This is a genomic window from Micromonospora olivasterospora (assembly GCF_007830265.1).
GTDB classification, from domain to species: domain Bacteria; phylum Actinomycetota; class Actinomycetes; order Mycobacteriales; family Micromonosporaceae; genus Micromonospora; species Micromonospora olivasterospora.
The window spans coordinates 5,220,534-5,245,502 of the sequence record NZ_VLKE01000001.1 but is presented as its reverse complement, the minus strand read 5'-3'; the positions used below and the strand labels follow the sequence as shown (position 1 = coordinate 5,245,502).

18 protein-coding genes and 2 pseudogenes are annotated in these 24,969 nt (G+C 75.4%); 8 read left to right on the top strand and 12 right to left on the bottom strand.

Annotated features, from left to right (window positions below; genetic code table 11):
* Positions 1-40 precede the first annotated feature (40 nt).
* Positions 41-247 carry a hypothetical protein gene (locus JD77_RS24085; RefSeq protein ID WP_145776289.1) on the bottom strand — a complete coding sequence of 69 codons (207 nt, stop codon included), beginning with the start codon at positions 245-247 and terminating at the stop codon, positions 41-43.
* 574 nt (positions 248-821) lie between these two features.
* Here JD77_RS24085 and JD77_RS24080 point away from each other — a divergent pair.
* Positions 822-2,108 (top strand): RNA-guided endonuclease InsQ/TnpB family protein, encoded by a 1,287-nt coding sequence (locus JD77_RS24080; RefSeq protein WP_342799662.1) that lies wholly within the window; start codon positions 822-824, stop codon positions 2,106-2,108.
* Between the two features lie 18 nt (positions 2,109-2,126).
* Here the strand turns inward: JD77_RS24080 and JD77_RS24075 are convergent, their stop codons facing one another.
* Positions 2,127-2,759 carry an RNA polymerase sigma factor gene (locus JD77_RS24075; protein ID WP_145776287.1) on the bottom strand — a complete coding sequence of 211 codons (633 nt, stop codon included), beginning with the start codon at positions 2,757-2,759 and terminating at the stop codon, positions 2,127-2,129.
* A gap of 525 nt (positions 2,760-3,284) precedes the next feature.
* Here JD77_RS24075 and JD77_RS24070 point away from each other — a divergent pair.
* Positions 3,285-4,673, top strand: coding sequence for a serine/threonine-protein kinase (locus tag JD77_RS24070; RefSeq protein WP_211372649.1), 1,389 nt, complete (start codon positions 3,285-3,287; stop codon positions 4,671-4,673).
* 97 nt (positions 4,674-4,770) lie between these two features.
* Positions 4,771-6,033, top strand: coding sequence for a nucleotide sugar dehydrogenase (locus JD77_RS24065; protein WP_145776285.1), 1,263 nt, complete (start codon positions 4,771-4,773; stop codon positions 6,031-6,033).
* A 52-nt stretch (positions 6,034-6,085) separates the two neighbouring features.
* Here the strand turns inward: JD77_RS24065 and JD77_RS24060 are convergent, their stop codons facing one another.
* From JD77_RS24060 to JD77_RS24025, 8 genes and pseudogenes are all read right to left on the bottom strand, one after another.
* A complete protein-coding gene (locus tag JD77_RS24060) occupies positions 6,086-8,566 on the bottom strand; it encodes an ABC transporter permease (RefSeq protein WP_145776284.1) in 2,481 nt (826 codons plus the stop codon).
* Positions 8,563-9,351, bottom strand: coding sequence for an ABC transporter ATP-binding protein (locus JD77_RS24055; RefSeq protein WP_145776283.1), 789 nt, complete (start codon positions 9,349-9,351; stop codon positions 8,563-8,565). The genes JD77_RS24060 and JD77_RS24055 overlap by 4 nt, the downstream gene beginning before the upstream one ends.
* A gap of 148 nt (positions 9,352-9,499) precedes the next feature.
* A pseudogene (locus tag JD77_RS24050) lies at positions 9,500-10,164 on the bottom strand (response regulator).
* A 28-nt stretch (positions 10,165-10,192) separates the two neighbouring features.
* Positions 10,193-11,440 carry a sensor histidine kinase gene (locus tag JD77_RS24045; RefSeq protein ID WP_145776282.1) on the bottom strand — a complete coding sequence of 416 codons (1,248 nt, stop codon included), beginning with the start codon at positions 11,438-11,440 and terminating at the stop codon, positions 10,193-10,195.
* A 79-nt stretch (positions 11,441-11,519) separates the two neighbouring features.
* Positions 11,520-12,536, bottom strand: a complete 1,017-nt coding sequence (locus tag JD77_RS24040; RefSeq protein WP_145776281.1) for a linear amide C-N hydrolase — start codon at positions 12,534-12,536, stop codon at positions 11,520-11,522.
* A 118-nt stretch (positions 12,537-12,654) separates the two neighbouring features.
* Positions 12,655-13,182 (bottom strand): PfkB family carbohydrate kinase, encoded by a 528-nt coding sequence (locus JD77_RS24035; RefSeq protein WP_145776280.1) that lies wholly within the window; start codon positions 13,180-13,182, stop codon positions 12,655-12,657.
* A gap of 136 nt (positions 13,183-13,318) precedes the next feature.
* Positions 13,319-14,067 (bottom strand): annotated as a pseudogene (locus JD77_RS24030) (asparagine synthetase B family protein); the annotation flags it as partial.
* Positions 14,068-14,070: 3 nt separating this feature from the next.
* Positions 14,071-15,036 carry a hypothetical protein gene (locus JD77_RS24025; RefSeq protein ID WP_145776279.1) on the bottom strand — a complete coding sequence of 322 codons (966 nt, stop codon included), beginning with the start codon at positions 15,034-15,036 and terminating at the stop codon, positions 14,071-14,073.
* Positions 15,037-15,526: 490 nt separating this feature from the next.
* Here JD77_RS24025 and JD77_RS24020 point away from each other — a divergent pair, with 490 nt between their 5' ends.
* Both JD77_RS24020 and JD77_RS24015 read left to right on the top strand, forming a co-directional pair.
* Positions 15,527-16,471, top strand: a complete 945-nt coding sequence (locus tag JD77_RS24020) for a DUF1349 domain-containing protein (RefSeq protein ID WP_246140882.1) — start codon at positions 15,527-15,529, stop codon at positions 16,469-16,471.
* Positions 16,472-16,768: 297 nt separating this feature from the next.
* Positions 16,769-18,550 carry a DEAD/DEAH box helicase gene (locus tag JD77_RS24015; RefSeq protein WP_145776278.1) on the top strand — a complete coding sequence of 594 codons (1,782 nt, stop codon included), beginning with the start codon at positions 16,769-16,771 and terminating at the stop codon, positions 18,548-18,550.
* A gap of 95 nt (positions 18,551-18,645) precedes the next feature.
* On the opposite strand, the gene lon is transcribed toward JD77_RS24015, so the two are convergent.
* On the bottom strand, positions 18,646-20,982 hold the full coding sequence (gene lon / locus JD77_RS24010) for an endopeptidase La (RefSeq protein WP_145776277.1): 2,337 nt from the start codon (positions 20,980-20,982) through the stop codon (positions 18,646-18,648).
* A 268-nt stretch (positions 20,983-21,250) separates the two neighbouring features.
* Between lon and JD77_RS24005 the strand changes: the two genes are divergently transcribed.
* Positions 21,251-21,598 carry a histone-like nucleoid-structuring protein Lsr2 gene (locus tag JD77_RS24005; RefSeq protein WP_145776276.1) on the top strand — a complete coding sequence of 116 codons (348 nt, stop codon included), beginning with the start codon at positions 21,251-21,253 and terminating at the stop codon, positions 21,596-21,598.
* A gap of 465 nt (positions 21,599-22,063) precedes the next feature.
* On the opposite strand, the gene JD77_RS24000 is transcribed toward JD77_RS24005, so the two are convergent.
* A complete protein-coding gene (locus tag JD77_RS24000) occupies positions 22,064-22,954 on the bottom strand; it encodes a DUF2726 domain-containing protein (protein WP_145776275.1) in 891 nt (296 codons plus the stop codon).
* A gap of 142 nt (positions 22,955-23,096) precedes the next feature.
* Between JD77_RS24000 and JD77_RS23995 the strand changes: the two genes are divergently transcribed.
* Together JD77_RS23995 and JD77_RS23990 are read left to right on the top strand one after the other, a co-directional pair.
* The gene (locus tag JD77_RS23995) at positions 23,097-24,221 is read left to right on the top strand and encodes a DICT sensory domain-containing protein (RefSeq protein ID WP_145776274.1); all 1,125 of its coding nucleotides are present in this window, start codon (positions 23,097-23,099) and stop codon (positions 24,219-24,221) included.
* A gap of 10 nt (positions 24,222-24,231) precedes the next feature.
* The gene (locus tag JD77_RS23990) at positions 24,232-24,960 is read left to right on the top strand and encodes a helical backbone metal receptor (RefSeq protein WP_145776273.1); all 729 of its coding nucleotides are present in this window, start codon (positions 24,232-24,234) and stop codon (positions 24,958-24,960) included.
* The last annotated feature ends 9 nt before the right edge of the window (positions 24,961-24,969 follow it).

Below are 24,969 nucleotides of genomic sequence, written 5' to 3'. Positions count from 1 at the left end.
AGAGAATTCCGCTCGCCTGTCCGTAACAGATGTTTCGGGCTCAGCCGCCCCGGCCGGGGTTGCGGCCGCCGTCGTCGCCGGTGCCGGAGCTCGGCCGGGCGGGGTCGGTCTCCGGCTTCCCGTCCGGATCGGCGTCGGGCACCAGGTCCTGACAGAAGGGCTCGACCTGCCCCGCCCCGCCGGCCGCGGCGAGCAGGGGCCCGAAGCCCGGGGCGTCGAGCGCCCGCTCCCTCCTGGCCGCCGGCATGGCCAGGTAGGCGCGGCACAGGCCGGGCAGCCGGGCGTCGGTCTCGGAGCGGCCCGGTCCGGCGGGGCCCGCCGGACCGGCGGACCTGCCGGGCTGCCCCGGGGCGCTCGGGCCGGCGCCGGCCGGGGTCGGGCTGGTCGACGGGGCCCCGCGGGGTCCGGGTCCGGCGAGGGCGGCGGAGCGACCGTCGGGGCGGGCGGCGGCGACGGTCGCTCACCGCGGTCCAGGGTGACCGCGGCGACGGCGACCCCGGCGGTGGCCGTCGCGGCCACCGCGCCGATCCAGGCGAAGGCGCCGACGGTGAGGCGACGCCGGCCGGGGCCCCGGCCCGGAGCTGGCGCGGGGCCGGACCGGGCGTCCCGGAACACGGCCAGTGCGGCCTCCTCGCCGGCGAGTTCGCCAGCACGGGCCGGGGCCGCGGCGGCGGCGAGCAGGCGGGCCAGCGGATCGTCGGCCGGCCGGCCGGCGCGCGCCGCGTCGAGGAGTCGTTCGGACTCCGACCGGTCGGCGGGCCGGTCCGCCCCGTCGGGGCGTCGGAGGCTCATCGGTTTCCCTTCACCGGATCACCGCCAGGATGCCCCGTCCTTCAGGGCGGGGAGGAACGGCGGACGCGCCGTCAACCATGACTGTCCTTTCTGGTTGGCTGGGTTCTGTGCGGACGGCGTACAGGTGTCGGGCGTATCCGACCCCGGAACAGGTGGTGGTGCTGAGCCGCACGTTCGGTTGCGTCCGGGTGGTGTGGAACCGCACTCTCGCCGCCCGTCGTGCTCGTTACCGCGCTGAGGGCAGGTCGACCTCGTACGCGGAGACGGATCGGGCGCTGACCGAGATGAAAAAGCAGCCCGACCTGGCGTTTCTGGGTGAGGTGTCGTCGGTGCCGTTGCAGCAGACACTGCGGCACCAGCACACCGCCATGACCGCCTTCTTTCAGAAGCGGGCCCGGTATCCGCGCTACAAGTCCCGGCACGGCCGCCAGTCCGCGAGCTTCACCCGGTCGGCGTTGCGGATGCGTGGCGGGAACCTGACGTTGGGGAAGACACCGGGTGTGCTGCGGTTCGTGTGGTCGTGGCCCGGCGTGGACGTGGCCGGGTTGGATCCGACGACGGTGACGGTGTCCCGTGACCCGGACGGCCGCTGGTTCGTGACCTTCGCCGTCGACATCGAGGCACCCGTCGCACCCGAAGCCACCGGTCAGGTGGTGGGTGTGGACCTCGGGTTGACCGACTTCGCGGTGCTGTCCACCGGCGAGCGCATCCCGCATCCGAAGCACATGGAGCGTCGGGAGCGCCGACTCAAGCGGTACCAGCGGATGATGGCCCGCCGGCAGAAGGGCTCCGCCAACCGCGCCAAAGCCAAGCGGAAGGTCGCCCGTGCGTATTCGCGGGTACGCCACGCCCGCCGGGACTTCCTCCACCAACAGTCCACCACCCTGGTACGCCGGTTCGACGCCATCGCTGTGGAGGACCTGGCCGTGGCGAACATGGTCCGCAACCGGTCCCTGGCCAGATCGATCTCCCGTACCGGCTGGGCGGAGTTCCGTACCCTGCTCACCTACAAGGCCCATCGCGACGGCCGCACCCTCGCCGTGGTGGACCGCTGGTACCCGTCGTCGAAGACCTGCTCGGCGTGCGGGCATCTGCTCGCCACACTCTCCCTCGGCACGCGCCACCGGCGGTGTCCGGGTTGCGGCACCCGGCATGACCGGGACGTCAACGCCGCTCAGAACATCGCCGTCGCGGCCGGGCTGGTCGAGACGAAAAACGCCTGCGGAGCGGACGTCAGACACGAAGGATCTCCTTCCGTGCGGTCTGCGGTGAACCAGGAACCCCAACCTGCGAGGGTGGGAATCCCCCACGTTTAGGCGGGGGAGGATGTCAAGTCATCCGTCCGCCCGCTCGACGGGCGAGCCCGACGCCGGCCGGCCCCGTCCCGCACGGGGTCGGGGCGCCGTGGCGCGCGGCGCGGCGGCCGGGGGCGAGTCTTGGCGTTGCATCATCGCGGCGAGCCGCCGCAGCCCGCGGTGGGCGGCCGTACGCACCGCGCCGGCGCGGCGGCCCAGCACCCGGCCGGCGCTCTCGGCGTCCAGGCCGATCACCGCGCGCAGCAGCACGGCCTCGGCCTCGCGGGGTGGCAGGGTGGCGATCAGCGCGAGCGCGGCCTCCGTGCCGATGGTCTCGCCGGCCCGCTCGGCGGTGTCGGCGTCGCCGGCGAGGTCGGTGAGTGCCTGTACGGGCACCGGCAGCGCGGGCCGGCGGCGCTGCCGGCGCAGGTGGTCCATGGCCCGATTGCGGGCGATGGTGACGGTCCAGGCCCGGAACTCCCCGCCGGCGAAGCGGGGCAGGTCGCGGGAGATCTGCAGCCACGTCTCGGAGGCGACGTCCTCCGCGTCGGCACCGACCAGCGCGGTGAGGTAGCGCAGCAGGCCGGGCTGGAGGCGCCGGTAGAGGAAGCGGAAGGCGTTTTCGTCGCCGGCCTGCGCCGCGCCGACCGCCTCGCTCAACTCGTCGCTCATGGACACGCCGATTCCGTCGTCCGGGCCCCGGCGCGCACGCCGGCGGCGGGCACCGCGACGCCCCGGTCCGGCGGCCGGACCTCCTCCCCTGCCATCAGCCCCCCGCCGACCTTGATCACGCCCGACACCGTATGCCTCGGGCGGGGTTTGTCTGGACTCACCACGAGGTACGGCCGCCGTTGGACGTGCGGCGGGGCGGCCCGAGTCGCGCTAACGCTAGGAGCGGAGGGCCGGACCGACAAGTCGACGCCCGTCGAGAGAAGAGTGAGAATAATCAACCCGCCCGGCCGGCGGGTCGATGTAACACGGGAGGCCGAAAGGACGCCCGCCGCCGGGAAGATGGGACGCTCTCGCCGCCCGCCGGCGCGGGTACCGTGGCACGCCCGCCCGCCGATCGCGACCCACAGTCAGGAACGGGTCACAGAATTTGCCCGGCGGCGCGCCGTCCCTCCGGTCCCGCGTCTCCGTCCCCGGCTGACCGGAGCGGGGCGCGTGGGCCGCGCCCGCTCTGGGTACGGTAGTGCGGTGTTGTCTTCGGGAGTCGTACTCAGCGGTCGGTACCGCCTGGACGACCGTGTCGCCACCGGCGGCATGGGCGATGTCTGGCGGGGCACAGACCAGATCCTCGGCCGGCAGGTCGCGGTCAAGGTCCTGCTGCCGGCGCTGGTCTCCGACCCCGACTTCATCGCCCGGTTCCGCGCCGAGGCGCGGATCATGGCCGCCCTGCGGCACCCCGGCATCGTCCAGGTCTACGACGTCGGGCAGGACGACCTGTCCGACGGCGGGCGGGCCGACTACCTGGTCATGGAGTTCGTCGAGGGCGAGCCCCTGTCCCGGCGGATCGAGGCGTCCGGTCACCTCGAGGTGGCCGAGACCATGTCGATCGTCGCCCAGGCGGCGCAGGCGCTGCACGCCGCCCACGCCGGCGGGATCGTGCACCGCGACGTGAAGCCGAGCAACCTGCTGGTGCAGGAGGACGGCAGCGTCGTGCTGGTCGACTTCGGCGTCGCCCGCTCGACCAACGTCACCAGCATCACCAGCACCAACGCGGTGCCGGGCACGGCGCTCTACATGGCGCCGGAGCAGGCGGCCGGGCGTCCGGTGTCCGGGGCCACCGACATCTACGCCCTGGGCGCGGTGGCGTACTGCTGCCTGACCGGCGAGCCGCCGTTCACCGGCGACAACCCGCTCCAGGTGGCCGTCCGGCACCTGGACGACGAGCCGCCGGAGCTGCCGGGCGAGATCCCGGCGGCGGTGCGCGAGCTGGTGGCCCGGGCCCTGGCGAAGGACCCGGCGGACCGCTTCCCCACGGGCGCGGCGATGGCCGAGGCCGCCCGCGCCACGATCGCGGACGGCTCCGCCCCCACCGCCACCGTCCCGGTGACGCTGCGTGGGGCGGCCGGGGCCGGCGGCACCACCCGCGACGACCTGTCGCCGGCGGGCGTCGCGGCCCTGTCCGGCGGCGAGCCGCCCCGCCGGGGCGCACGCCGCGGCACGCTCGTCGGCGCGCTCGCCGCGGTGCTGGTGGCGCTGGCCGCGCTCGGGGCGGCCCTCGGCGCGGCCAAGAACGCGGACTCTCCCGCCACCAACCTCAGGCCGACCACGCCGGCGGCGGTGCCGAGCGGGAGCGTCGACGACGCGGCGGCGACCGAGGAGCCCGACGGCGACCGGACGGACCGGCCGACCGGCCGGGGGCGCCCCTCGGGCTCGTCGAAGGCGACGCCCAGCGCCGGGGCGAGCGCGACGGCCGAGCCCGAGCCGTCCGCGACGCCGGATCCGTCCGAGTCGCCGGACCCGCCGCCCGCAACGGAGGACCCGGCCGGCCCGCCGCCGAGCGAGGAACCGACCGGTCCGACCGCGACGCCGCCGACGACCGCGGACACGGAGCAGGGGCCACTGGCGGGCAACGCCTGACCCCCACACGCCCCAGAATCACCAAATCGGACTAAATGCGCAGATAGTCTCCTAGGCTGACGAGCGGCACGTTCCATCGTCTGCTACGGGAGCACGGGTGAGCGCTGAGAAGTTGGTCGTCATCGGCCAGGGATACGTGGGCCTGCCGCTGGCCGTGCGGGCCGTCGAGGCGGGCATGGACGTGGTCGGCCTCGACGTCGACGCCGACCGGGTCAAGCGACTCGCCGCCGGCGAGTCGTTCGTCGAGGACATCCCGACCCACCGGCTCAGCCGGGCGCTGCGCAGCGGACGGTACCGCCCGACCAGCGAGTACGCCGACGCCGAGGGCTTCGACAGCTGCGTGATCACCGTGCCCACCCCGTTGCGCGACGGCACCCCCGACCTGAGTTTCGTGGAGCAGGCCGGCGTGGGCATCGGCCCGTACGTGCGGCCCGGATGCGTGGTCATCCTGGAGTCCACCACCTACCCCGGCACCACGGAGGAGCTGCTGCGGCCGCTGCTGGAGTCGGCCAGCGGGCTCACCAGCCCCGGCGACTTCCACCTCGGCTACAGCCCCGAGCGGATCGACCCGGGCAACCCCACCTGGCGTCTGGAGAACACCCCGAAGGTGGTCTCCGGGGTGGACGAGGCGTCCCGGCGGCGGGTCGACGCGTTCTACCGACGGCTGGTCGAGCGGACGGTGCCCGTCGACTCGACCCGGGTCGCCGAGTTGACCAAGCTCATCGAGAACACGTTCCGCCAGGTCAACATCGCGCTGATCAACGAGCTGACGGTGCTCAGCCACCACCTGGACATCGACGTCTGGCAGGCGATCGAGGCGGCCGAGACCAAGCCGTTCGGGTTCATGTCGTTCCGCCCCGGCCCCGGCGTGGGTGGGCACTGCCTGCCGATCGACCCGTGCTACCTGTCCTGGCAGGTGAAGCGGCGGCTGGGCCGGCAGTTCCGGTTCATCGAGCTGGCCAACGACGTCAACCACGAGATGCCGGAGCACGTCGCCCAGCGGATCATGGGCGGGTTGAACCGGGCCGGCCGGGCGGTCAGCGGGGCGCGGCTGCTGCTGCTCGGGCTGGCGTACAAGAAGAACACCGGCGACATGCGCGACTCCCCCGCCGTCGACGTCGCCCGCCGGCTGCGGGCCCTGGGCGCGGAGGTGCGGGCGGTGGAGCCGTACGCCGAGCCGCACCACATTCCCGGCGGCGTGACGGTGGTCGAGCTGACCGAGCGCGAGGTCCGCGAGGCCGACGCGGTGGTGGTGGTCACCGACCACGACTGCCTCGACTACGACCTGGTCGTACGCCACGCCCGGTACGTCTTCGACACCCGTAACCGCTGCCGGGGTCCGGTCGTCGAGCGTCTCTGACAGACCGGAGGCCCCCTGTCACATTCGGACGATGTGACAGGGGGCTTCCGGGTCACTCGGCGCCGAGGGACTCCACGACCGGGCGGGCCAGGGCGCGGCGGGCCGGGAGCACCGACGCGGCCAGCGCGGCCAGCACCGCCACCCCGAGGATCAGCCCGAGCTGGTCCCACGGCAGCACCAGGGTGAAGTCGCCGCCGATGCGGGCGAACACCGCCATCGCGCCGGCGCTGACGCCGGTGCCGAGGCCCACCCCGAGCACTGCCCCGACCAGGGCCATCAGCACCGCCTCGACGGCGAGCATGGCCCGCATCCGGCCCCTGGTGAGCCCGACGGCCCGCAGCACGGCGTTCTCCCGGGTCCGCTCCACCACCGACAGGCTCAGCGTGTTCGCCACGCCGACCAGCGCGATCACCACGGCCAGGCCGAGCAGCGCGGTGACGAACGCCAGCAGCATGTCCACCGTGCCGGTGAGCATCCTCTTGTACGCCGCCTGGTCCATCAGGTTCACCGTCGGGTACCGGCTCAGCACCGACTCGATCGCCTTCCGCGCCCGCTCCGCCGACACGCCGTCGGCCGGGTCGACCTGCGCCAGGTAGCCCCGCTCGGTCGGGAAGAGCCGGGCGAAGTCGGCGTCGACCACCTCGACCTGGTGCCCGGCGGGCACGGGGCTGCCGGCCAGCGCCGGCCCGTCGGCGGCGACCACGGCGGCCACCGTGAACGGCTGCCCGGCCAGGGTGATCGTGTCGCCCACCGCCCAGCCCTTCGCCCGCGCCAGTTCCCGGTGCACCAGCACCCGGCCCGGCGCGAGCCGGCCGACGTCGCCGGAGTCCACGGCCGTGAGCGTGCGCCCGACCAGCGCGGGATGGGCGGAGCGCAGCTCGATGCCGTCCGCGACGCGGTCGCGCTGCTCGTGCACCAGGCCCAGCTCGTCGCGGGCGGCCAGCTCGGCGGGGAGGGTCGGCGGCAGGTCCCCGCCGATGCCGGTGACCAGGAAGTCCACCCCGATCTGCTGGTCGACCGCCTGCTCGATGCCGGACTTGACGCTGCGCGCGCCGACCACGAACGCGGAGACCAGGCCGATGCCGATGACCAGTGCGGTGGCGGTGGCGGCGATGCGGCGCGGGTTGCGCACGGCGTTGGCCACGGCCAGCCCGGCGGTCGCCCCGAACAGCCGGCGGGCCGGCCAGCCGAGGACACGCACGAGCGCCGGCACCAGCACCGGGCCGAACAACACGATGCCGAAGAAGGTGAACACCCCGCCGGCCGCCACCAGGAACACCTGGCCGACCACGCCTGCCCCCATCAGGGCGGCCACGCCGGCGGCGAAGACCAGCGCGCCGACCGCCAGCCGGACCCGTCCGGCCCGGCGGGTGGACTGGACCGCCGCGTCGGTGAGCGCGGCCACCGGCGCGACCCGGGTGCCCCGCCACGCCGGGGCGGCCGCGGCCCCGACGGTGATGCCCGTGCCGAGCAGCAGGGACAGCAGCACGGTCGGCGCCGTGACCGTGAGGCCGGCGGCGAGGGGCAGGTCGACCGCGGCCATCAGGGCGTTCAGTCCGACCGCCAGGCCGACACCGGTGAGCACGCCCAGCGCCGACGCCGCGAACCCCGTCGCCGCCGCCTCCAGCAGGGTCGCCCGGAACACCTGACCCCGGGTCGCGCCGACCAGCCGCAGCAGCGCCGTGCGCCGGGTGCGCTGGGCGAGCACGATGGCGAAGGTGTTGGCGATGACGAACCCGGCCACCAGCACGGCGACCGCGGCGAAGGTGAGCAGGAACAGGTTGAACTGCTTCAGGTCGCGGACCGCATCGTCGACCGCATCGTCGAGGATCGCCTGACGAATCTTCACGGTCACGCCGGGACCGGCCACCGCCGCCACCCGGTCGGCCAGTTCCGCCGTGGACACGCCGGGCGCGGCGGCCACCACGATCCGGCCGTAGCCCTTGTCGGCGCCGACGGCCAGCGCGTCCGGGCCGGCCAGGCCGATGAACGGGCCGCCGACGTCCCGGGTCGTGCCGGCCACGTCGACCGTGCCGACCAGGGTGTACGGGCGGGCCGCTCCTCCGCTGCCGCCGACGCTCACCGGAGCACCGAGGACGAAGCCCTCCTCGGCCACCGTGGGCGCGTCCAGCACCAGCTCACCGGTGCGCTGCGGCAGCCGGCCGGCTACCACGTCGTACGACTGCAGGGCCGGGTCGGTGGGGATCGCGGCGAGCACGGCGAAGCCGAGCACGGGTCGCCCGTCGGAGCCGACCACGCCGGCCGTGCCGGTCAGTTCGCCGTCGGCGGCGCGCACCCCGTCGACCGCGCGCACCTTCTCGACCAGCGCGGGCGGGATCGGGGTCTTCTCGGCGTACACGGCGAGGTCGGTGTGCCGGTCGAAGGCGCCCGCGCGAGCGTACGCGCCGGCCTTCATCCCGTCGGTGAAGATCAACGTGCCGGCGATGAAGGCGACGCCGAGCACGATGGCGAGGGTGGACAGCAGCAGCCGCACCGCGTCGGCGCGCATCGTCCGCAGGGTCAGGCGGATCATCGGCCGGTCACCCCCGCCGCGCGGGCCGGGGCCGGCTCGAGGTGGGCGAGCGCGTCGAGGACCGCCTCCGCGCTCGGCGCCGCCAGGTCGCGGACCAGCCGGCCGTCGGCGAGGAAGACCACCCGGTCGGCGTGGCCCGCGGCGACCGGGTCGTGGGTCACCATCACCACGGTCTGGCCGAGGGTGTCGACGGCCTCGCGGAGCAGCCGCAGCACCTCCGCCCCGGAGCGGGAGTCGAGGTTGCCGGTGGGCTCGTCGGCGAAGACGACCCACGGCTTGGTGATCAGCGCCCGGGCGACCGCGACGCGCTGCTGCTGGCCGCCGGAGAGCTCGGCCGGCCGGTGCCGGAGCCGGTCGGCCAGGCCCACGGCGGCGACCACCTGCCGCAGCCAGGCCGGGTCCGGCCGGCGGCCGGCGATGGCCAGCGGCAGCACGATGTTCTCCTCGGCGCTCAACGCGGGCAGCAGGTTGAACTTCTGGAAGACGAAGCCGATCCGGTCCCGGCGCAGCAGGGTGAGCCGCTTGTCGTCGAGGCGGCCGGTGTCGGCGTCGCCGATGCGCACGGAACCGGCCGTGGGCTGGTCCAGGCCGGCCAGGCAGTGCATCAGGGTGGACTTGCCCGACCCGGACGAGCCCATGATGGCGGTGAACCGGCCGGCGGCGAAGTCGACGTCGACGCCGTGCAGGGCGACGACCCTCGCCTGGCCGGAGCCGTACTCCTTGCGCAGGCCGCGGGCGGTGACCGCGACGCCGGCGGCGGCGAACGCGGGAGGTGCGACGGACACGTGGTGCTCCCCGTGGAAGACGGTGACTGGGACGTCTCCGACGCTATGAGCGGCGGCGCCCCACCCGCGTCCACCCGCGCGCCCGACCTCCGTGCGCCCGCGGGGGCCCCGCCGGTGCCCCCGCGTACGACCTGGGTCGTACGCGGGCTCAGCCGCCGGGGGTGACCAGGCCGCTCTCGTACGCCAGCACCACCGCCTGCACCCGGTCGCGGAGCTGGAGCTTGGCCAGGATCCGCCCGACGTGGGTCTTCACGGTCGCCTCGGCGACGTGTACCCGCGCGGCGATCTCCGCGTTGGACAGGCCCTGGGCGACCAGCAGCAGCACCTGCCGCTCCCGCTCGGTGAGCTGGGCCAGCCGCGGGTCCTCGGCGGGGCCGGGGCCGAGCTGGCCGGCGAACCGGTCCAGCAGTCGACGGGTGATCGACGGGGCGACCACCGAGTCGCCCTCGGCCACCACCCGGATCGCCGTCAGCAGCTCCTCCGGCGGCACGTTCTTCAGCAGGAACCCGCTCGCCCCGGCCTGGAGGGCGGCGAACGCGTCGGCCTCGGTGTCGAAGGTCGTCAGCGCCAGCACCCGGGCCGGTCGCCGGTGCGGCCGGCGCAGATCCGCCGGGTGGCCTCCACCCCGTCCATGGTCGGCATCCGGATGTCCATCACCACCACGTCCGCCTCGACCCGGTCGAGCACCCGCAGCGCGTCGGCACCGTCGATCGCCTCGCCGACCACGGCCAGGTCGGGCTGGGAGTCCAGCACCATCCGGAATCCCGCCCTGACCAGCGCCTGGTCGTCCACGATCACCACGCGGACCGTCATGCCGTCCTACCTTCTGCTCGCGACTGCCTCACGCTGCCACCTCCGTCCCGGTCGTCGACGGTAGCGGCAGCCGCACCTCGACCTGCCAGCCGCCGGCCAGGCGGGGCCCGGCGGTGAGGCTGCCGTCGTACACCATCACCCGCTCGCGCATGCCGACCAGGCCGTGCCCGCCGGACGGCGCGGGCCGCACCGGCGGCCGGCCACGCCCGTCGTCGACGGCCCGGACCTCGACGGCCTCGCCGGTGTGGTCGAGGCTCAGGGTGACGGTCGCGCCGACCCCGGCGTGCTTGAGCGCGTTGGTCAGCGCCTCCTGCACCACCCGGTACACGGTCAGCTCCAGGCCGGGGGGCAGCGACGGCGCCTCGCCGGTGACGGCCCAGTCGATGCGCAGCCCGGCTGCGCGGAACCGGTCCAGCAGGTCGGGCAGTTCCACCAGCGCCGGGCGCCGGTGCGCCGGCTCCGCCGACAGGCCCGGGGTCCCGCCGCCGTCGGTCGCGGGCGTCGCGGCGGGGACGCCCGGCGGCTCGGCCGGGCTCGGCTCCCGCAGTACGCCCACCAGCCGCCGCATCTCTTCGAGGGCCTGCCGGCCGGTGTCGGCGACCACCCGGACCGCCTCCCGGGCGGTCTCCGGGTCCCGGTCGAACAGGTACCGCGCCCCGTCGGCCTGCACGATCATGACGGCCATGCTGTGCGCCACCACGTCGTGCAGCTCGCGGGCGATCCGGGTGCGCTCCTCGGCCACCGCCGCCCGCGCCTCGGCCTCCCGCTCGCGTTCCAGCGTGGCGGCCCGCTCCTCCAGGCTGAGCACGTACAGCCGGCGGGTGCGCACGTTGAGCCCCATCAGCCAGACGGCGCCGGTGATCAGGGCGAGCCAGATGGCCGAGGCCCACCAGGCGACCTCGCCCCGGGTCTGGAGGGCCCCCAGCACCACCCCGACCGCGGCCACGATGCCGGCGAGGACGCCGTCGCGCAGCTTCTCGGCGTACTTCACCACGCTGTACAGGGCGATCAGCACGCCGACGTCGAAGGCCAGCGGCCCCCAGCCGAAGGCCACCTGGACCAGGGCGAGCGCGGCGACGGCCGCCGCCACCGCCGACGGATGGGTACGCCGGAACAGCAGCGTCACGGCCATCCCCGCCCCGACCAGGGTGGCCCACCAGCCGCCCGGCTGGTTGGCGGCCCCGGCGAGGCCGAACAGCACCACGAAGCCGGCGACCGCCACGTCGAAGGCCACGCTGCGCAACGGACGGCCGAAGATTTCCCGGTTCACGGTCACCCAGCGTACGGGCCGGGCGCTCCTGGACGAACTGGGCGCCGCCCCAGCGACAGTTGGCCGGTGCGGACGGCAGCGCACGTCAGGGCAGGGTCAGCGGCAGCGAGTACCGGCGCAGGGTCCCCCCCGCCGTGCGGACGTGCACCTCACCCGTGCGCAGGCCGTACGCGACGGACCAGCGGGTGTGCGACTGCCGGACGTCGTTGAGCAGCTCCAGCCCGGCCGGGTGGTCGACCACCCCGCCGGCCGCGGACAGCGCGGCCGCGAGCACCCCGTACCGGTGGTCGCTGCGGCGTTTCCCCTCCGGCACGCCCACCACCGGCACATTGGTCAGCGCCTGCCAGTTGCCCTGGCCCTTCTCGACCCGCATCCCGCCCTCGACGAACTCCACCACCGCCGACGCGCCGGTGGCGTCGGCGAGCAGATAGTGCAGCGGCGGCCCGCCCTCGAAGTCGAGGTTGTGCCGCCCGAAGACGGTCACCGCCTCGTCGACCGTGGCGGCCTGGTCGAGCACCAGCCGCAGGATGCGCACCGAGCCGACGGTCGACCTGCCCGGCTCGGGCCGGGCGCTCGCCCCGTCGTCGGCGGCCAGGCCCACGGCCAGCCCACGCTCGTTCATCCCGTCGAACGGCAGCAGCGGCGCGTTGAGCAGCCGCCGGTCACCGGTCGGGTCGTCGCCCACCCCCAGGTACGAGATGTCGACCAGCGAGATCGAGGCGTACCCGTCCGGCGGGTCGGTGCGCAGCACCATCGCCGGGTTGGCGTCCCAGTCGAAGTTGCGGGCGAACAGGGGCCGGTCACGGTCGCCCCGGGCGACGAAGAGCGAGCACCCGAACGGGCTGGGCGGCGCGGCGTCGGTGCCGACGGTCGGGTCGTAGTCGCCGACGAAGGTCATCTCGTACATCGGCAGGTCGTCGACCCGGCGCAGGCTGGCCAGGGTCTGCTCGGCCTCGGCGGCGCTCTGCCGCGACGCGGTCGGCGTGCCGGCGGCGGTCGGTGCGCCGGCGGGCGTCGCCCCGTTGACAGTCGGCGCGGACTCGGAGCAGGCGGTGAGGGCGAGCAGCACCGCCAGGCCGGCGCCCAGGAACGTCCTACGCATGATGCCTGAACGGTAGGGCAGGCATCGAACGTTGTCCACCACGTCGGGGACGTCCGAACAGACGGCCCGGGTCAGCGCGCCGGGATGCGGGCCAGTTGCTCCTCGATCGCCTCGCGGGTCAGGGCGGGCCGGCCGCCGGGGTGGCCGACGGTGGCCCCCGCCGCCGCCGGCCGGCCGCCCGGCCGATCCGGGCCGCCGCGATCGCCGCGGCCGGCGGCTGCTGGAGCTGCACGAGCACCGCCCGGGCGGCGCGCAGCGCGTCGGCCGCGCCGGTCACGTCCGCCTCGGTCAGCAGGGTCGGCTCGGGCAGGTCCTCGACGTACCGCCACCGGCCGCCGGCGTCCACGAGGTCGAGGATCAGCCCGGTCGGGGTGCCGGCCCGGCGCAGCACCGCCCGCACGTCGACGCCGTCGGCGCGGGCCCGGGCCAGCAGCCGCTCGGCGATGTCGTCGTCGCCGACCACCCCGAGCAGGCCGGGACGCGCGCCGAGCTGGGCGAGGCCGACCGCCTGGTTGGCGCCCTTGCCGCCGGGCAGTTCCCGCCGCCGGCGCGCGGGCGCCGTGCCGGCGGGCCCCGGCACCTCGTCCACGAGCAGGACCAGGTCCCGTGCCACCTGCCCGACCACCATCGCGTCCAGTTCCGCCATGCGGCGCTCTGTACCCCGCCCGGGCCGTGCCACGCCATTGCTGGATGGGAGGACCCGTGTCAGGGCCTGCGGTAGAGAGCGGCACCCCTCTCCAGTCGCCGGTCACCCCACCGGGGTGCGGTGGCCGGTGCGCGGGCAGCTCGCGTGCGGGCAGCAGGGCGGGTGCGCTGTCGAGCCCGCCGGAGAGCGCCACACCGACGGTGAGGTGGTGTCCAGCCACACCCGCGTGCTGTCCCGCAGGGCCGCGCGGACGAGCACGGCGGACTCGTCCGGGTCGCCCACCGCGGGCAGCCCCTCGCCGGGGGTGAGCAGGTCGACGTACGGGTGCGGCCAGGACCGGCCGCCCGGCTCGGCCCAGCCGTGGTGCCCCCGCGGCACCTCGCCGATCGGCGACCGGAACCCGACCAGCGCCTTGACCTCGGTGGCCAGGTGGAGGCAGCCGGGCACGCGGGACCAGTACAGCGCCCTGACCCCGAGCGGATCGCGGGCGAGGTAGGTCCGCCCGGTGGCCCGCTCGACCACGGCGAAGGCGTACTCGCCGCGCAGCCGGGTCACCGCGTCCTCGCCCCACGCCAGGAACGCCGCGAGCACGACCTCGGCGTCGCTCTCGCTGCGGAACGCGTGGCCGAGGCGGGCCAGCTCGGCGCGCAGGTCCCGGTGGTTGAAGACCTCGCCGTCGTAGCAGAGCACGAACCGCGCGTCGGCGGAGACCCAGGGCTGCACGGCCCGGTCCGGGTCGACGACGCGCGGCCGGCGGGTGCCGGCCAGCAGCCCGGCCTCCTGGCGGGTCTCGGTCATCTCGCCGCGCGGGGCGAGGGCTGCCAGCATCCGCCGGAAGGTGGCGGGGTCGGCCTCGGGGCCGACGCTCAGGGCGATGCCGCACACCGGTCAGGCCCCCATCTCGGCTTCGTAGGCCCGGCGGAACCGCGGCCGGGCGGCGGGCGACAGGCACAGGTGCCAGGTCTGGCCCTCGTCGACCACGTTGACCTCGCCCGCGCGCTGGCGGGCCAGCAGCAGGTGGGCCAATGCGTCCCGGACGCCGAACCGCGCGAACCAGGCCAGCTCCACGTCGACGGCGTAGCCGAGGCAGTGGCCGCTGGGCACCATCGCCGAGTACCCGAGGCGGCGCAACTGGTACTGGTACTCGGCGCTGCGGACCAGGCTGGTCACCCACAGCGGCGGGGTGGCGGGCGGGGCGAGCCGGGCGAACTCGCGGCCGATGTCGTTGAGCAGGGCGATCACCTCCCGCCGGGCGCGCCGGAACCGCAGCCCGGCGGTGCGCGGCCGGGCGTCCGGCAGCAGCTGCCGGCGCGCCGCGCGCACGCCGCGCCCCAGCAGGGTCACGGGCTGCTCCTGGTAGCGGAACCGGAGCAGGTCGCGGCGGCGCAGCCACTCCAGGTCGACCAGGTCCGGGCTGGCCTGGACCTGGGCGTCGGTGCGGAAGGCGGGGGCGTCGCGCCACCACATCACGTCGATGCGGGAGAGGAGGTAGATCCGGACCAGCGCGGTCAGGTCCGCGGCGGAGCTGCGCGGGTTCGGCCGGTAGCGGGCCATCTCCAGCAGCAGCGTCTCCCGGGCCCCGATCGGGCCCTGCGGCGTGGCGTCGAGCACCGCGGCGATCGCCGGCTCCCGCAGCCGCTCGTCGAGCAGCACCTGCCGGGCCGTCGTCGACGCCGGGTCGGCCAGGGCGGTGACCTCGACCAGCAGGTCCGCCACGGCGGCCCGGTAGGCGTCGAGGTCGGGGGTGGCGGCGGGCACCGGCTGCCGGGCGCCCTCCGCGGGCAGCCGGTGGGCCGGTGCGGCGGCGAGGGGCGTACCGGGGGGCTGGCCAGGACTTCGGCTGGGCACTCGCATCGTCTGGTCCTCTCTCCCGGTACAACTCGGTGTGGGCGACCCGAAACTCACCGTAATCGGCACGAGGGGGGAGAGTACGAATAATCCTCCTATCGACCCCCGGAAGGGCGTCGAGTGGCCCTCCGCACGCGGCCGGGGACGAACCACCGCCCGCCCAGGCCCCTGCACCTCGGCGTACGACGGCGCAGCCGCCCCGGCCGCGGCGTCGCCGGGCCGCCACGGCGTCGACAGACGGCGAGCGCGGGGCAGGGCAGGGCGGGGCGGGGCGGATGGGCGATCGGCGCGGGGCGCCGAACAGCCGACTTCTACAACGTTGAATATAACGTTGTAGAAACGACGGGAGCGCCTCCTGTTCGCCTCGACCGCGAACTGCTGCGCCGGCCCGGCGACCGGCTACTCCGTCCACGTCGGCCGCGCCCGCGGCCCGCGCGGCCCGTTCGTCGACCGGGACGGCCTGCGGCTGGACGCCTCCCGGGCCGGCGGCACCCCGGTGCTCGCCCAGAACGGCAACCGCTGGATCGGCACCGGCGGCCGGCTGGTCGCCCGGGACGGCGACCGGGTGGTCACCGCCGCGCTGCCCGCCGGATTCGCCGCCGCCGACCGCCACAACCTGGCCGTCGAGGTACGCGGGCGCGACCTGGTGGTCGAGCTGAGCCCGGCCCGGCTCGGCGACCAGGAGGCCGTGGTGTCGCTGCGGCTGTCCCGGCCGGCGACCGGCCCGCTCACCCTGGCCGCCACCGGCGGGGACGCGGAGTTCGACAACGTCAGCGCGGCCCGGCTGCACCGCGCGGCGCGCCTGGCGGTCGCCCCGCCGCGGGCCGGCGCGCCCCTGCCGGGTGCGTCCGACGAGTTCGACGGCGGCCTCGACCCGGCGTGGCGGTGGGTACGGCCCGACGCGTCGGCCACCGTCTCCGGCGGCGCGCTGCGCTGGCCGGTGCAGGGGGGCGACCTGGTCGGCACCGGCAACACCGCCGGGGTGCTGCTGCGCGACGCGCCCGCCGGCGACTACGTGGTCGAGACGAGGGTGACCCTCGACCTCGGCGAGGAGACCGTCCGCAACTACCAGCAGGCCGGCCTCGTCGCGTACGTCGACGACGACCGGTTCGCCCGGCTGGCGCAGGTGGCCATCTGGAACACCCGTCAGGTGGAGTACGGCTACGAGCTGCCCTTCGCCGGCCAGCCGGTGTACGGGGGCAACATCGTCGGCGCCCCGGCGACCACCACCTGGCTGCGGCTGGCCCACCGGGTCGACCCGGTCACCGGGGAGCACGAGTTCCGGGCCGGCTCCAGCCGGGACGGCCGGACCTGGACCTGGGGCGGGGTGTGGACGTTCCCGGCGGACACCACGCCCCGGATCGGCCTGGTCGCGCACGGCGGCGCCCAGCCGGCGGTGACGGCGGAGTTCGACTACGTGCGCTTCTACGCCGGCACCTGATGAAGAGCTGGACGGCCGGGGTGGGTGCGGCACCCCGGCCGTCCGCCCGGGCCTCGATTCCGGTCGGAAGAGGCCCTTGCCCCCAGTCTCACGGAACCGGGCCGATCCCGCAGCCCCCGGTCGTGGGAACCGTCCTCATCCGGCCAGTCGGCCTGGCCGTTCGGGTAGTGCCGCCGTAGCCGGACGCCGCCACGAGCGCCCCGGCCGGTGTCCGGGCCGCCGGGGGGGCGCGGTTTCCCGGACGGTTGGGGGCCGGTCGCCGGAACGGCGCCGGGGCGGTGATGAAAGGCTTGTGGCATGAGTTCCGCACCAACACCGACCGACCCCACCGCCTTCGGCGGCCCCGACGACGGGGGCGCATTCGTCGACCTCGGCCTGCGCGCCGAGCTGCTGCACGCCCTCTCCGCGCTCGGCTACGAGGAGCCGACGCCGATCCAGCGCGAGGCGATCCCTCCCCTGCTGGCCGGCCGGGACCTGCTGGGTCAGGCGGCCACGGGCACGGGCAAGACGGCGGCGTTCGCGCTGCCGCTGCTGCAGCGGATGCCGGACGGCCGGGCCGGCGGTGACCCGGTGGCGCTGGTGCTGGTGCCGACCCGGGAGCTCGCGGTGCAGGTCTCGGAGGCGTTCCACCGGTACGGCAAGGACCTGGGCGCCCGGGTGCTGCCGATCTACGGCGGCCAGCCGATCGGCCGGCAGCTACGCGCCCTGGACGCCGGGGTCGACGTGGTGGTGGCCACCCCGGGGCGCGCGCTGGACCACATCGCCCGGGGCACGCTGCGGCTGGGCGAGCTGGCCACGGTGGTGCTCGACGAGGCCGACGAGATGCTCGACATGGGCTTCGCCGAGGACATCGAGGCAATCCTGGAGCACGCCCCGCAGCAGCGGCAGACGGTGCTGTTCTCGGCGACGATGCCGTCGCGGATCGACGGGATGGCCCGGCAGCACCTGACCGACCCGGTGCGCATCCAGATCGAGCGCGAACGGCCGGTGGCCGGCGAGGCGCCGCGGGTGCGGCAGAGCGCGTACATCGTCACGCGGGCGCACAAGCCGGCGGCGCTGGGCCGGGTCCTGGACGTGGAGTCCCCCACCGCGGCGATCGTCTTCTGCCGCAGCCGGGAGGAGGTGGACCGGCTCACCGAGACGATGAACGGGCGCGGGTACCGGGCGGAGGCCCTGCACGGCGGGATGAGCCAGGAGCAGCGGGACCGGGTGATGGGGCGGCTGCGCGCCGGCACCGCCGACCTGCTGGTGGCCACCGACGTGGCCGCCCGGGGGCTGGACGTGGAGCAGCTCACCCACGTGGTCAACTACGACGTGCCGTCGGCCCCCGAGTCGTACGTGCACCGGATCGGCCGGGTGGGCCGGGCCGGGCGCGAGGGGGTGGCGATCACCCTCGCCGAGCCGCGCGAGCACCGGATGCTCAAGACCATCGAGCGGGTGACCGGGCAGCGGATCACGGTCGACAAGATCCCCACCGTGGCCGACCTGCGGACCAGGCGGCTGGAGCTCACCCAGGCGGCGCTGCGCGAGAGCCTGCTGGAGGACGACCTGGAGCCGTACCGGGTGATCGTCGAGTCGCTGTCGGACGAGTTCGACCTGATGGAGGTCGCGCTCGCGGCGGTGAAGCTGGCGCACGAAACCACCCTGCCCGGCGCCGCCGAGGAGGAAGAGGAGATCCCGCAGGTCGCGGTGCGCCCGCCCCGGGAGCCCCGCACCGGGGCGACGGGGCGCGAGCGGCGCCCGGTCCGGGGCCACGGCGGGGGTACGACCCAGGTGTTCGTCGGCCTGGGCCGGCGCGCCGGCGTACGCCCGCAGGATCTGGTCGGGGCGATCACCGGGGAGACCGGGGTCAGCGGGCGGGACATCGGCTCCATCGAGATCGCCGACCGGTTCTCCCTGGTGGAGGTCCCGTACGCGCTGGCCGAGGAGGTCATCGCCGGGCTGCGGGGCAGCACCATCAAGGGGCGCAAGGCGACCGTCCGCCGCGACCGTGACGGGGAGGGCGACCTCGGCGACCGCCGTACCGGGGGCCGGGAACGACGCTCGGACGGCGGCGACCGGCGACGCGATCAGCGCTGAGGCGGTGCACGGCCGGCCCGTGGAGCAGGCCGGCCTCCGACCAGGCGGAGCGCCCGCCCCACCCGGGGCGGGCGCTCCGCGTCGGAGTGCGCCTGTCAGGACGCGGCCAGGGCGGGCGACTCGAGCGAGCCGGCGTCGAGGTCGGCCGGGCGCAGCGCCAGGGCGAGCACGTCGGCGACGTCGGCGAGGGTGTGCACGGTCAGCGCCGCCCGCACCTCGGCCGGCAGGTCGTCCAGGTCCGGCTCGTTGCGCGCCGGGATGATCACCTCGGTCAGGCCGGCGCGGTGGGCGGCGAGCAGCTTCTGCTTCACGCCGCCGATGGGCAGCACCCGGCCGGAGAGGGTCACCTCGCCGGTCATCCCGAACTCGGGGCGTACCGGTCGGCCGCTGGCCAGCGACGCCAGCGCGGTGACCATGGTGATGCCCGCGCTGGGGCCGTCCTTGGGCACCGCACCCGCCGGGACGTGCAGGTGGATCCGCCGCCCGGCGAGGGCGTTCGGATCGAGCCCGAGCCGCCGCCCGTTGGAGCGCAGGTACGACAGGGCGATGTGCGCCGACTCCTTCATCACGTCGCCGAGCTGACCGGTCAGGGTCAGCCCCGGCTCGCCCTCCATGCTGGTCGCCTCGATGAACAGCACGTCGCCGCCGGCGCCCGTGACCGCGAGGCCGGTGGCCACGCCGGGCACGGCGGTCCGCTCGGCCGACTCCGGGGTGAACCTGGGCCGGCCCAGGTAGCGGGTCAGGTTCTCGGCGTCGACGCGTGCCGGGGCCGGGTCTGCGGCCAGCGCCACCGCGACCTTGCGCATGATCTTCGCCAGGGCCCGCTCGAGCTGCCGGACGCCGGCCTCCCGGGTGTGCTCCCCCGCGATCCGGGCCAGCGCCTCGTCGGCGACCGTCACCTCGTCGGCGGTCAGCCCGGCGCGCTCCCGCTGCCGGGGCAGCAGGTGGTCCCGGGCGATGGCGACCTTCTCGTCCTCGGTGTAGCCATCGAGGGTGACCAGCTCCATCCGGTCCAGCAGCGGGCCGGGGACGGTCTCGACGACGTTGGCGGTGGCCAGGAACAGCACGTCGGACAGGTCGAGATCGACCTCAAGGTAGTGGTCCCGGAAGGTGTGGTTCTGCGCCGGGTCGAGCACCTCCAGCAGGGCGGCGGCCGGGTCGCCGGCGTAGCCGACGGCCAGCTTGTCCACCTCGTCGAGGAGCACGACCGGGTTCATCGAGCCGGCCTCGCGCAGCGCCCGGACGATCCGGCCGGGCAACGCGCCGACGTACGTGCGCCGGTGGCCGCGGATCTCCGCCTCGTCGCGTACGCCGCCGAGCGAGACCCGGACGAAGTTGCGCCCGAGCGCCCGGGCGATCGACTCGCCGAGGCTGGTCTTGCCGACGCCGGGCGGGCCGGCGAGGGCGAGCACCGCACCGGAGCCGCGCCCGCCGACCACGCCGAGGTTGCGCTCGGCGCGGCGGCCGCGCACCGCGAGGTACTCCAGGATGCGGTCCTTCACGTCGGCCAGGCCGGCGTGGTCGGCGTCGAGCACCGCGCGGGCCGCGTCGAGGTCGGTGTTGTCCTCGGTACGCGTCGTCCACGGCATCTCCAGCACCGTGTCGAGCCAGGTGCGGATCCAGCCCGCCTCCGGGGAGGCGTCGCTGGCCCGCTCCAGCTTGCCGACCTCGCGCAGCGCCGCCTCGCGAACCTTCTCCGGCAGCTCGGCGGCCTCGACCCGGGCCCGGTAGTCGGCGGAGCCGTCCGGCTCGTCCTCGCCGAGTTCCTTGCGGATGGCGGCGAGCTGCTGGCGGAGCAGGAACTCGCGCTGCGACTTCTCCAGCCCCTCCCGGACGTCGGTGTTGATCCGCTCGGTGACCTCCTGCTCGGCCAGGTGGTCCTTCACCCAGCCGACCAGCAGCTCCAGCCGGGCGGTGACGTCGGGCGCGGCGAGCAGTTCGGTCTTCTGCGCGAGGCTGAGCCAGGGCGCGTAGCCGGCGGCGTCGGCCAGCTCGGACAGGTCGGTCATCCGCTCCATGGCGTCGATGACCTGCCAGGCGCCGCGCTGTTGCAGCACGGAGGTCATCAGGGCGCGGTACTCGCGGGCGAGCTCCCGGGCCCGGCCGGCGGGGGCGGGTTCGTGCAGTTCGGTCGCCTCGACCCAGAGGGCGGCGCCGGGGCCGGGCACACCGGAGCCGATCCGGGCCCGGGACAGGCCGCGGATGACGGCGGCGGGCTCGCCGCTGGGCAGCCGGCCCACCTTCTCGATCATGGCGACGGCCCCGACGGGGCCGTAGTCGCCGTCGATGCGGGGCACGGCGAGCAGCTTCTTGTCGCCGGTGGCGCGGGCCGCGTCGACCGCGGCCTGGGTGGTCGGGTCGAGGGTCACCGGGATGACCATGCCGGGCAGCAGGACGGCGTCGGTCAGTGGAAGTACCGGAAGGGTAGCCATCGAACACCTGCTATCGCGTTGAGTTGAGCGTGTCAGGCTCAAGTCACGCGGCACCCCCCTTCTTCCCGGATGTGATCCACGGCACTCGGCGGCGGCCGGGTGCGACCGGCCGAAGGGCGCGCGCGACACTGGCAATTCCACCATGGGCGCGGGAATCGGCGGCCGTTAACTCGACGCGCCGATTGGAAACGGGGCATATTCTTGCGGATTTGCCATGGGATAGGTCAAACTCTTAGCACACCCCGCCCCACACAAGGAGTAATTGGCGATGGCCCGGAAAGTAATCACCGTTCTGACGGACGACCTCGACGGCGGTAAGGCGGATCGGACCGTCGAGTTCAGCCTCGATGGCGTGGCGTACACCATCGATGTCTCCGACGAGAACGCCGGCACCCTGCGCAAGGCGCTCGACCCCTACATCAACGCTGGCCGGCGCATCGGTCGAGGGCCGGTGGACACCGGCCGCGCGACCCGCCGCGCGGGTCGGCCCGCCGTCTCGGGAATGGACCGCGAGCAGAACCGCGCCATCCGGGAATGGGCCGCGAAGAAGGGGTACGAGATTTCCGACCGTGGGCGGATCCCGGTCTCGGTCGTGGAGGCCTACAAGAACCGCTGATCCGCCGAGCGGATCAGCATCGGGCACGCCAGGGTCACGCTGGGGGACCAGCTGACCCGGGTTTTTCGCCCGACGCAAATTCCACGGCAGGTGCGGGCCGGCGGGCTTGGGAAACGGCGCGGGGCCGGTCGGGTTGACCCGGGCGGCCCCGCTTTCGTCCTCGCGACCGCGCCGCCGGCTCAGCCCACCCGGATGCCCACCACGTCGAAGGCCGGCGTTTTGGTCGGCCCGCTCCGTCGGTGGATTGCGGCGTGAGCCGGGGGACGGGCGGAACCCCGATGGGACGCATCGACGATGACCAGCACGGAGGGGCGGCCCGTAGGTCGACGACCGACGATGACATTTCCGCCCGGTCGTCCACGCCGGACGGTCGGTGGGGAAGATCCTGTCCGGTGCCGGCTGGAGTACGGCGGCGCCGGGAAGGCTCGACCCGGCGGCGGGAATCGGCGCCGGTCCGAATAGGACTCAGGCGCAGAGATGTGCGAAGCCGAAGCCGTCCCGCATTTCGCCGCCGCGTTCCCGCAGCCGCCGGATGTCGCGGTCGAGCCGCTCCCGGGCCATCAGGTCGGGCCCGGCGGCGTCCAGGGCGCGCAGCCGCTCGCCCACGGCCGCGGCCGCCAGGTCCTCGGCGAGCCGGCCCGGGTCCACGCCGCAGGAGAAGCGGTGCTCCCACACCTCCACCCGCTCCACCAGGCAGCGGCCGGGGAACACCTCGACCCAGCTCCAGCCCTCGGCCGGTCCGTCCGTCCAGCACACGTGCAGGCCCCGGACGATCGGGTCGGCCAACCGCCGGGCCACGTACGCCTCCACCGCCGCGGCCCGGGCGAGCGCGCCGAGATCGTTGACGTGCCCGCTGCGCCCGTCCGGCAGCCGGCCGACGATGTCGCGGAACGCGACCGGGGCGGCCTCCACCGGATCGACGTGCTCCGGCTCGGGCCCGACGGCCGCGGCGTAGCCGCGCGCGTCGATGACGTACTCCACGACCCGGCGGCCGTGGTCGGCCGCGCGCAGGGTGGGCGAGGCGATCCGCAGCACCTCCAGACCGACCGCCGCGCACACGGCGTTCTTCATCCGCTCGCCGCGCTCGGCCGCGGGGTCGGCCGCCGTCGGGGCCCCGAACTCGACGGCGAACAGCGGGCGCCCGGTGTCGCCGGCGCAGACCACGTAGTCGAAGGACTCCCGGCCGGCCGAGTTCCACTGGTGACCGGTGACCCCGGGCGGACGGCCGTGCAGCAGTTCCGCGAGCCGCCGGGCGGCGTACACCAGGTGGCCGCCGCGGACGAGGACCGGCCCGCGGCCGGTCGACGCCACGAGCGGGCGCAGTAGGGAGCCGTCGTCACTGCCGGTGCTCGTCATCCGCCCGTACCCATCCGTCGCCGTCGACGGCCAGAGTCTAGGCCGCCCCGAAGTCGCCCCGCCGACGCGGGCCGCCCGCGTCGCGGCACGGGGCACGGGACCGCCGCGCGCGGTCGCCGACCGGGTTCTCTAGGCTCAGCCCGTGCACAGTGGAGGGCCTCCGGAACTGTTGACCAAGCGCAGCCTCGTCGCTGTCTCCCACGCCGTCGAGCAGGCCGCGCTGGCCACCGCCGAGGACGGCCCGCTGCTGGTGATGGCGCTGTTCCAGCGGCTGCCGTACCTCGAGCGGGAACTTCCGGTCTACGCCCGGATCGCGGAGACGGCCGCGGCGACCGTGGTGGGCGTGGCGGGGCAGTGCCCCGAGGCGCTGCCGGCGGGGCTGTGCGGGGTGGTCCTGGACGAGGCGGAGGACCTGGCCCGGGAGTGGACGGTCGTCGCGCTGACCCCCCGGTTCGGCGCGGCCCTGGTCGCGTACGACCGGGCGGAGGTCGAGCCCGCCGCCACGCTGGAGTCCGGCCGGATCTTCGAGGGATGGTGGGGGTTCCGCCGGGACGAGGCGCTGCACGAGGCGCTCCGGCTGCGCGACCGGCTGGCCGAGCGGCTGCCCGCGTCGGTCCGGGCCGCCGTGGACGGGGTCCTCGCCCGGGTAAGCGACCTGCCCTCGACCCCCGGCGAGGCGCGCGGCGAGGCGGCGCTGCGGCTGATGTTCTCCCACGCCGAGCGGGCCGCCCGGGCGCGGCGGTCCCCTGGCTCCGGCGCCGGCGCTCCGGCACCCGCCGAGGGCGGCCCGGGGCCGCTGGACGAGCCGGGGATGCGGCGTTGGACGGGCGCGGACGGGGTGACCGCCTCGGGCACGCTCCCGGTCGCGCTGGTGGGCGTGCGGGTGGACGAGCCGGCCGGCGTGCCGGAACGCTTCGGGCGGCGCACCACCGGCCGGGAGGCGCAGGCAGTGATCCGGGCGGTCACCGCCCCGCTGCGCCCGGTCGACCGGGCGGTGCGCCTGACGGACCAGGAGTACCTGCTGATCCTGCCGTCGCTGACCGAGGAGCAGGCGGTGGCGGTGGCCGGCCAGGTCCACGAGGCGGTCACCGCGCTGGCCCAGTCGTACCCGTTCGTGGCCTTCGCGGTGCACGCGGCGGTCACGGTGACCACCCGCCGGCCGCTGCCCGTGGCCGACGTCCGGCACGCCGTCGGGTGGGCCGCCCGGGAGGGCGTGCCGGTCGCCCGGCTGGCCCCGGAGGCGGCCGAGGCGCCGGCCGGGCGGTAGGGGGGACGGCGTGCGGGTGGTGTCCCTCGTGCCGTCGCTGACCGAGGCCGTGGCGGTGACCGTGCCGCGGGTGCTGGTCGGCGCGACGGACTGGTGCACCCACCCGGCGGGGCTGGACGTGCCGAGGGTCGGCGGCAGCAAGTACCCCGACCTCGACCGGGTACGCGAGCTGCGACCCGACCTCGTGCTGCTCAACGTCGAGGAGAACCGCCGGGAGGACGCGGACGCGCTGCGCGCGGCCGGGGTGCGGGTGCTCGTCACGTATCCCCGTACGGTGCCGCAGGCGCTCCGGGAGTTGGCCGGGCTGCTCGCCGCGCTCGGCGTACCCGGCGAACCGGGCTGGCTGCGGGCGGCCCGGCGGGCGTGGACGGGGCCGACCCCGGCGGAGGGCCGACGGGCGGTCGTGCCGGTGTGGCGCCGCCCGTGGGTGGTGCTCGGCGCGGACACCTTCGCCGGCGACGTGCTGAGCCGGCTCGGCGTCGCGAACGCCTACGCCGGGCACGCCGAGCGCTACCCCCGACCCGCCGTGGCCGAGCTGCGCGCGGCGGCGCCGGAGCTGGTGGTGCTGCCGGACGAGCCCTACCGGTTCACCGTCGACGACGGTCCCGAGGCGTTCCCCGGCATCCCGTGCGCGCTGATCTCCGGCCGCCATCTCACCTGGTACGGCCCGTCGCTGGCCGAGGCGCCCGCGCTGCTCGCCGCGCAGCTGGCCCGGCCCGTGGTCCACCCGGCCGCCTGAACGCCGGCG

Coding starts and splice junctions, on each gene's coding strand:
- JD77_RS24085 (WP_145776289.1), bottom strand. CDS start 247: ATGCCGGCGGCCAGGAGGGAGCGGGCGCTCGACGCCCCGGGCTTCGGG.
- JD77_RS24080 (WP_342799662.1), top strand. CDS start 822: ATGCCCCGTCCTTCAGGGCGGGGAGGAACGGCGGACGCGCCGTCAACC.
- JD77_RS24075 (WP_145776287.1), bottom strand. CDS start 2,759: ATGAGCGACGAGTTGAGCGAGGCGGTCGGCGCGGCGCAGGCCGGCGAC.
- JD77_RS24060 (WP_145776284.1), bottom strand. CDS start 8,566: ATGATCCGCCTGACCCTGCGGACGATGCGCGCCGACGCGGTGCGGCTG.
- JD77_RS24040 (WP_145776281.1), bottom strand. CDS start 12,536: ATGCGTAGGACGTTCCTGGGCGCCGGCCTGGCGGTGCTGCTCGCCCTC.
- JD77_RS24035 (WP_145776280.1), bottom strand. CDS start 13,182: ATGGCGGAACTGGACGCGATGGTGGTCGGGCAGGTGGCACGGGACCTG.
- JD77_RS24025 (WP_145776279.1), bottom strand. CDS start 15,036: ATGCGAGTGCCCAGCCGAAGTCCTGGCCAGCCCCCCGGTACGCCCCTC.
- JD77_RS24015 (WP_145776278.1), top strand. CDS start 16,769: ATGAGTTCCGCACCAACACCGACCGACCCCACCGCCTTCGGCGGCCCC.
- lon (WP_145776277.1), bottom strand. CDS start 20,982: ATGGCTACCCTTCCGGTACTTCCACTGACCGACGCCGTCCTGCTGCCC.
- JD77_RS24005 (WP_145776276.1), top strand. CDS start 21,251: ATGGCCCGGAAAGTAATCACCGTTCTGACGGACGACCTCGACGGCGGT.
- JD77_RS24000 (WP_145776275.1), bottom strand. CDS start 22,954: ATGACGAGCACCGGCAGTGACGACGGCTCCCTACTGCGCCCGCTCGTG.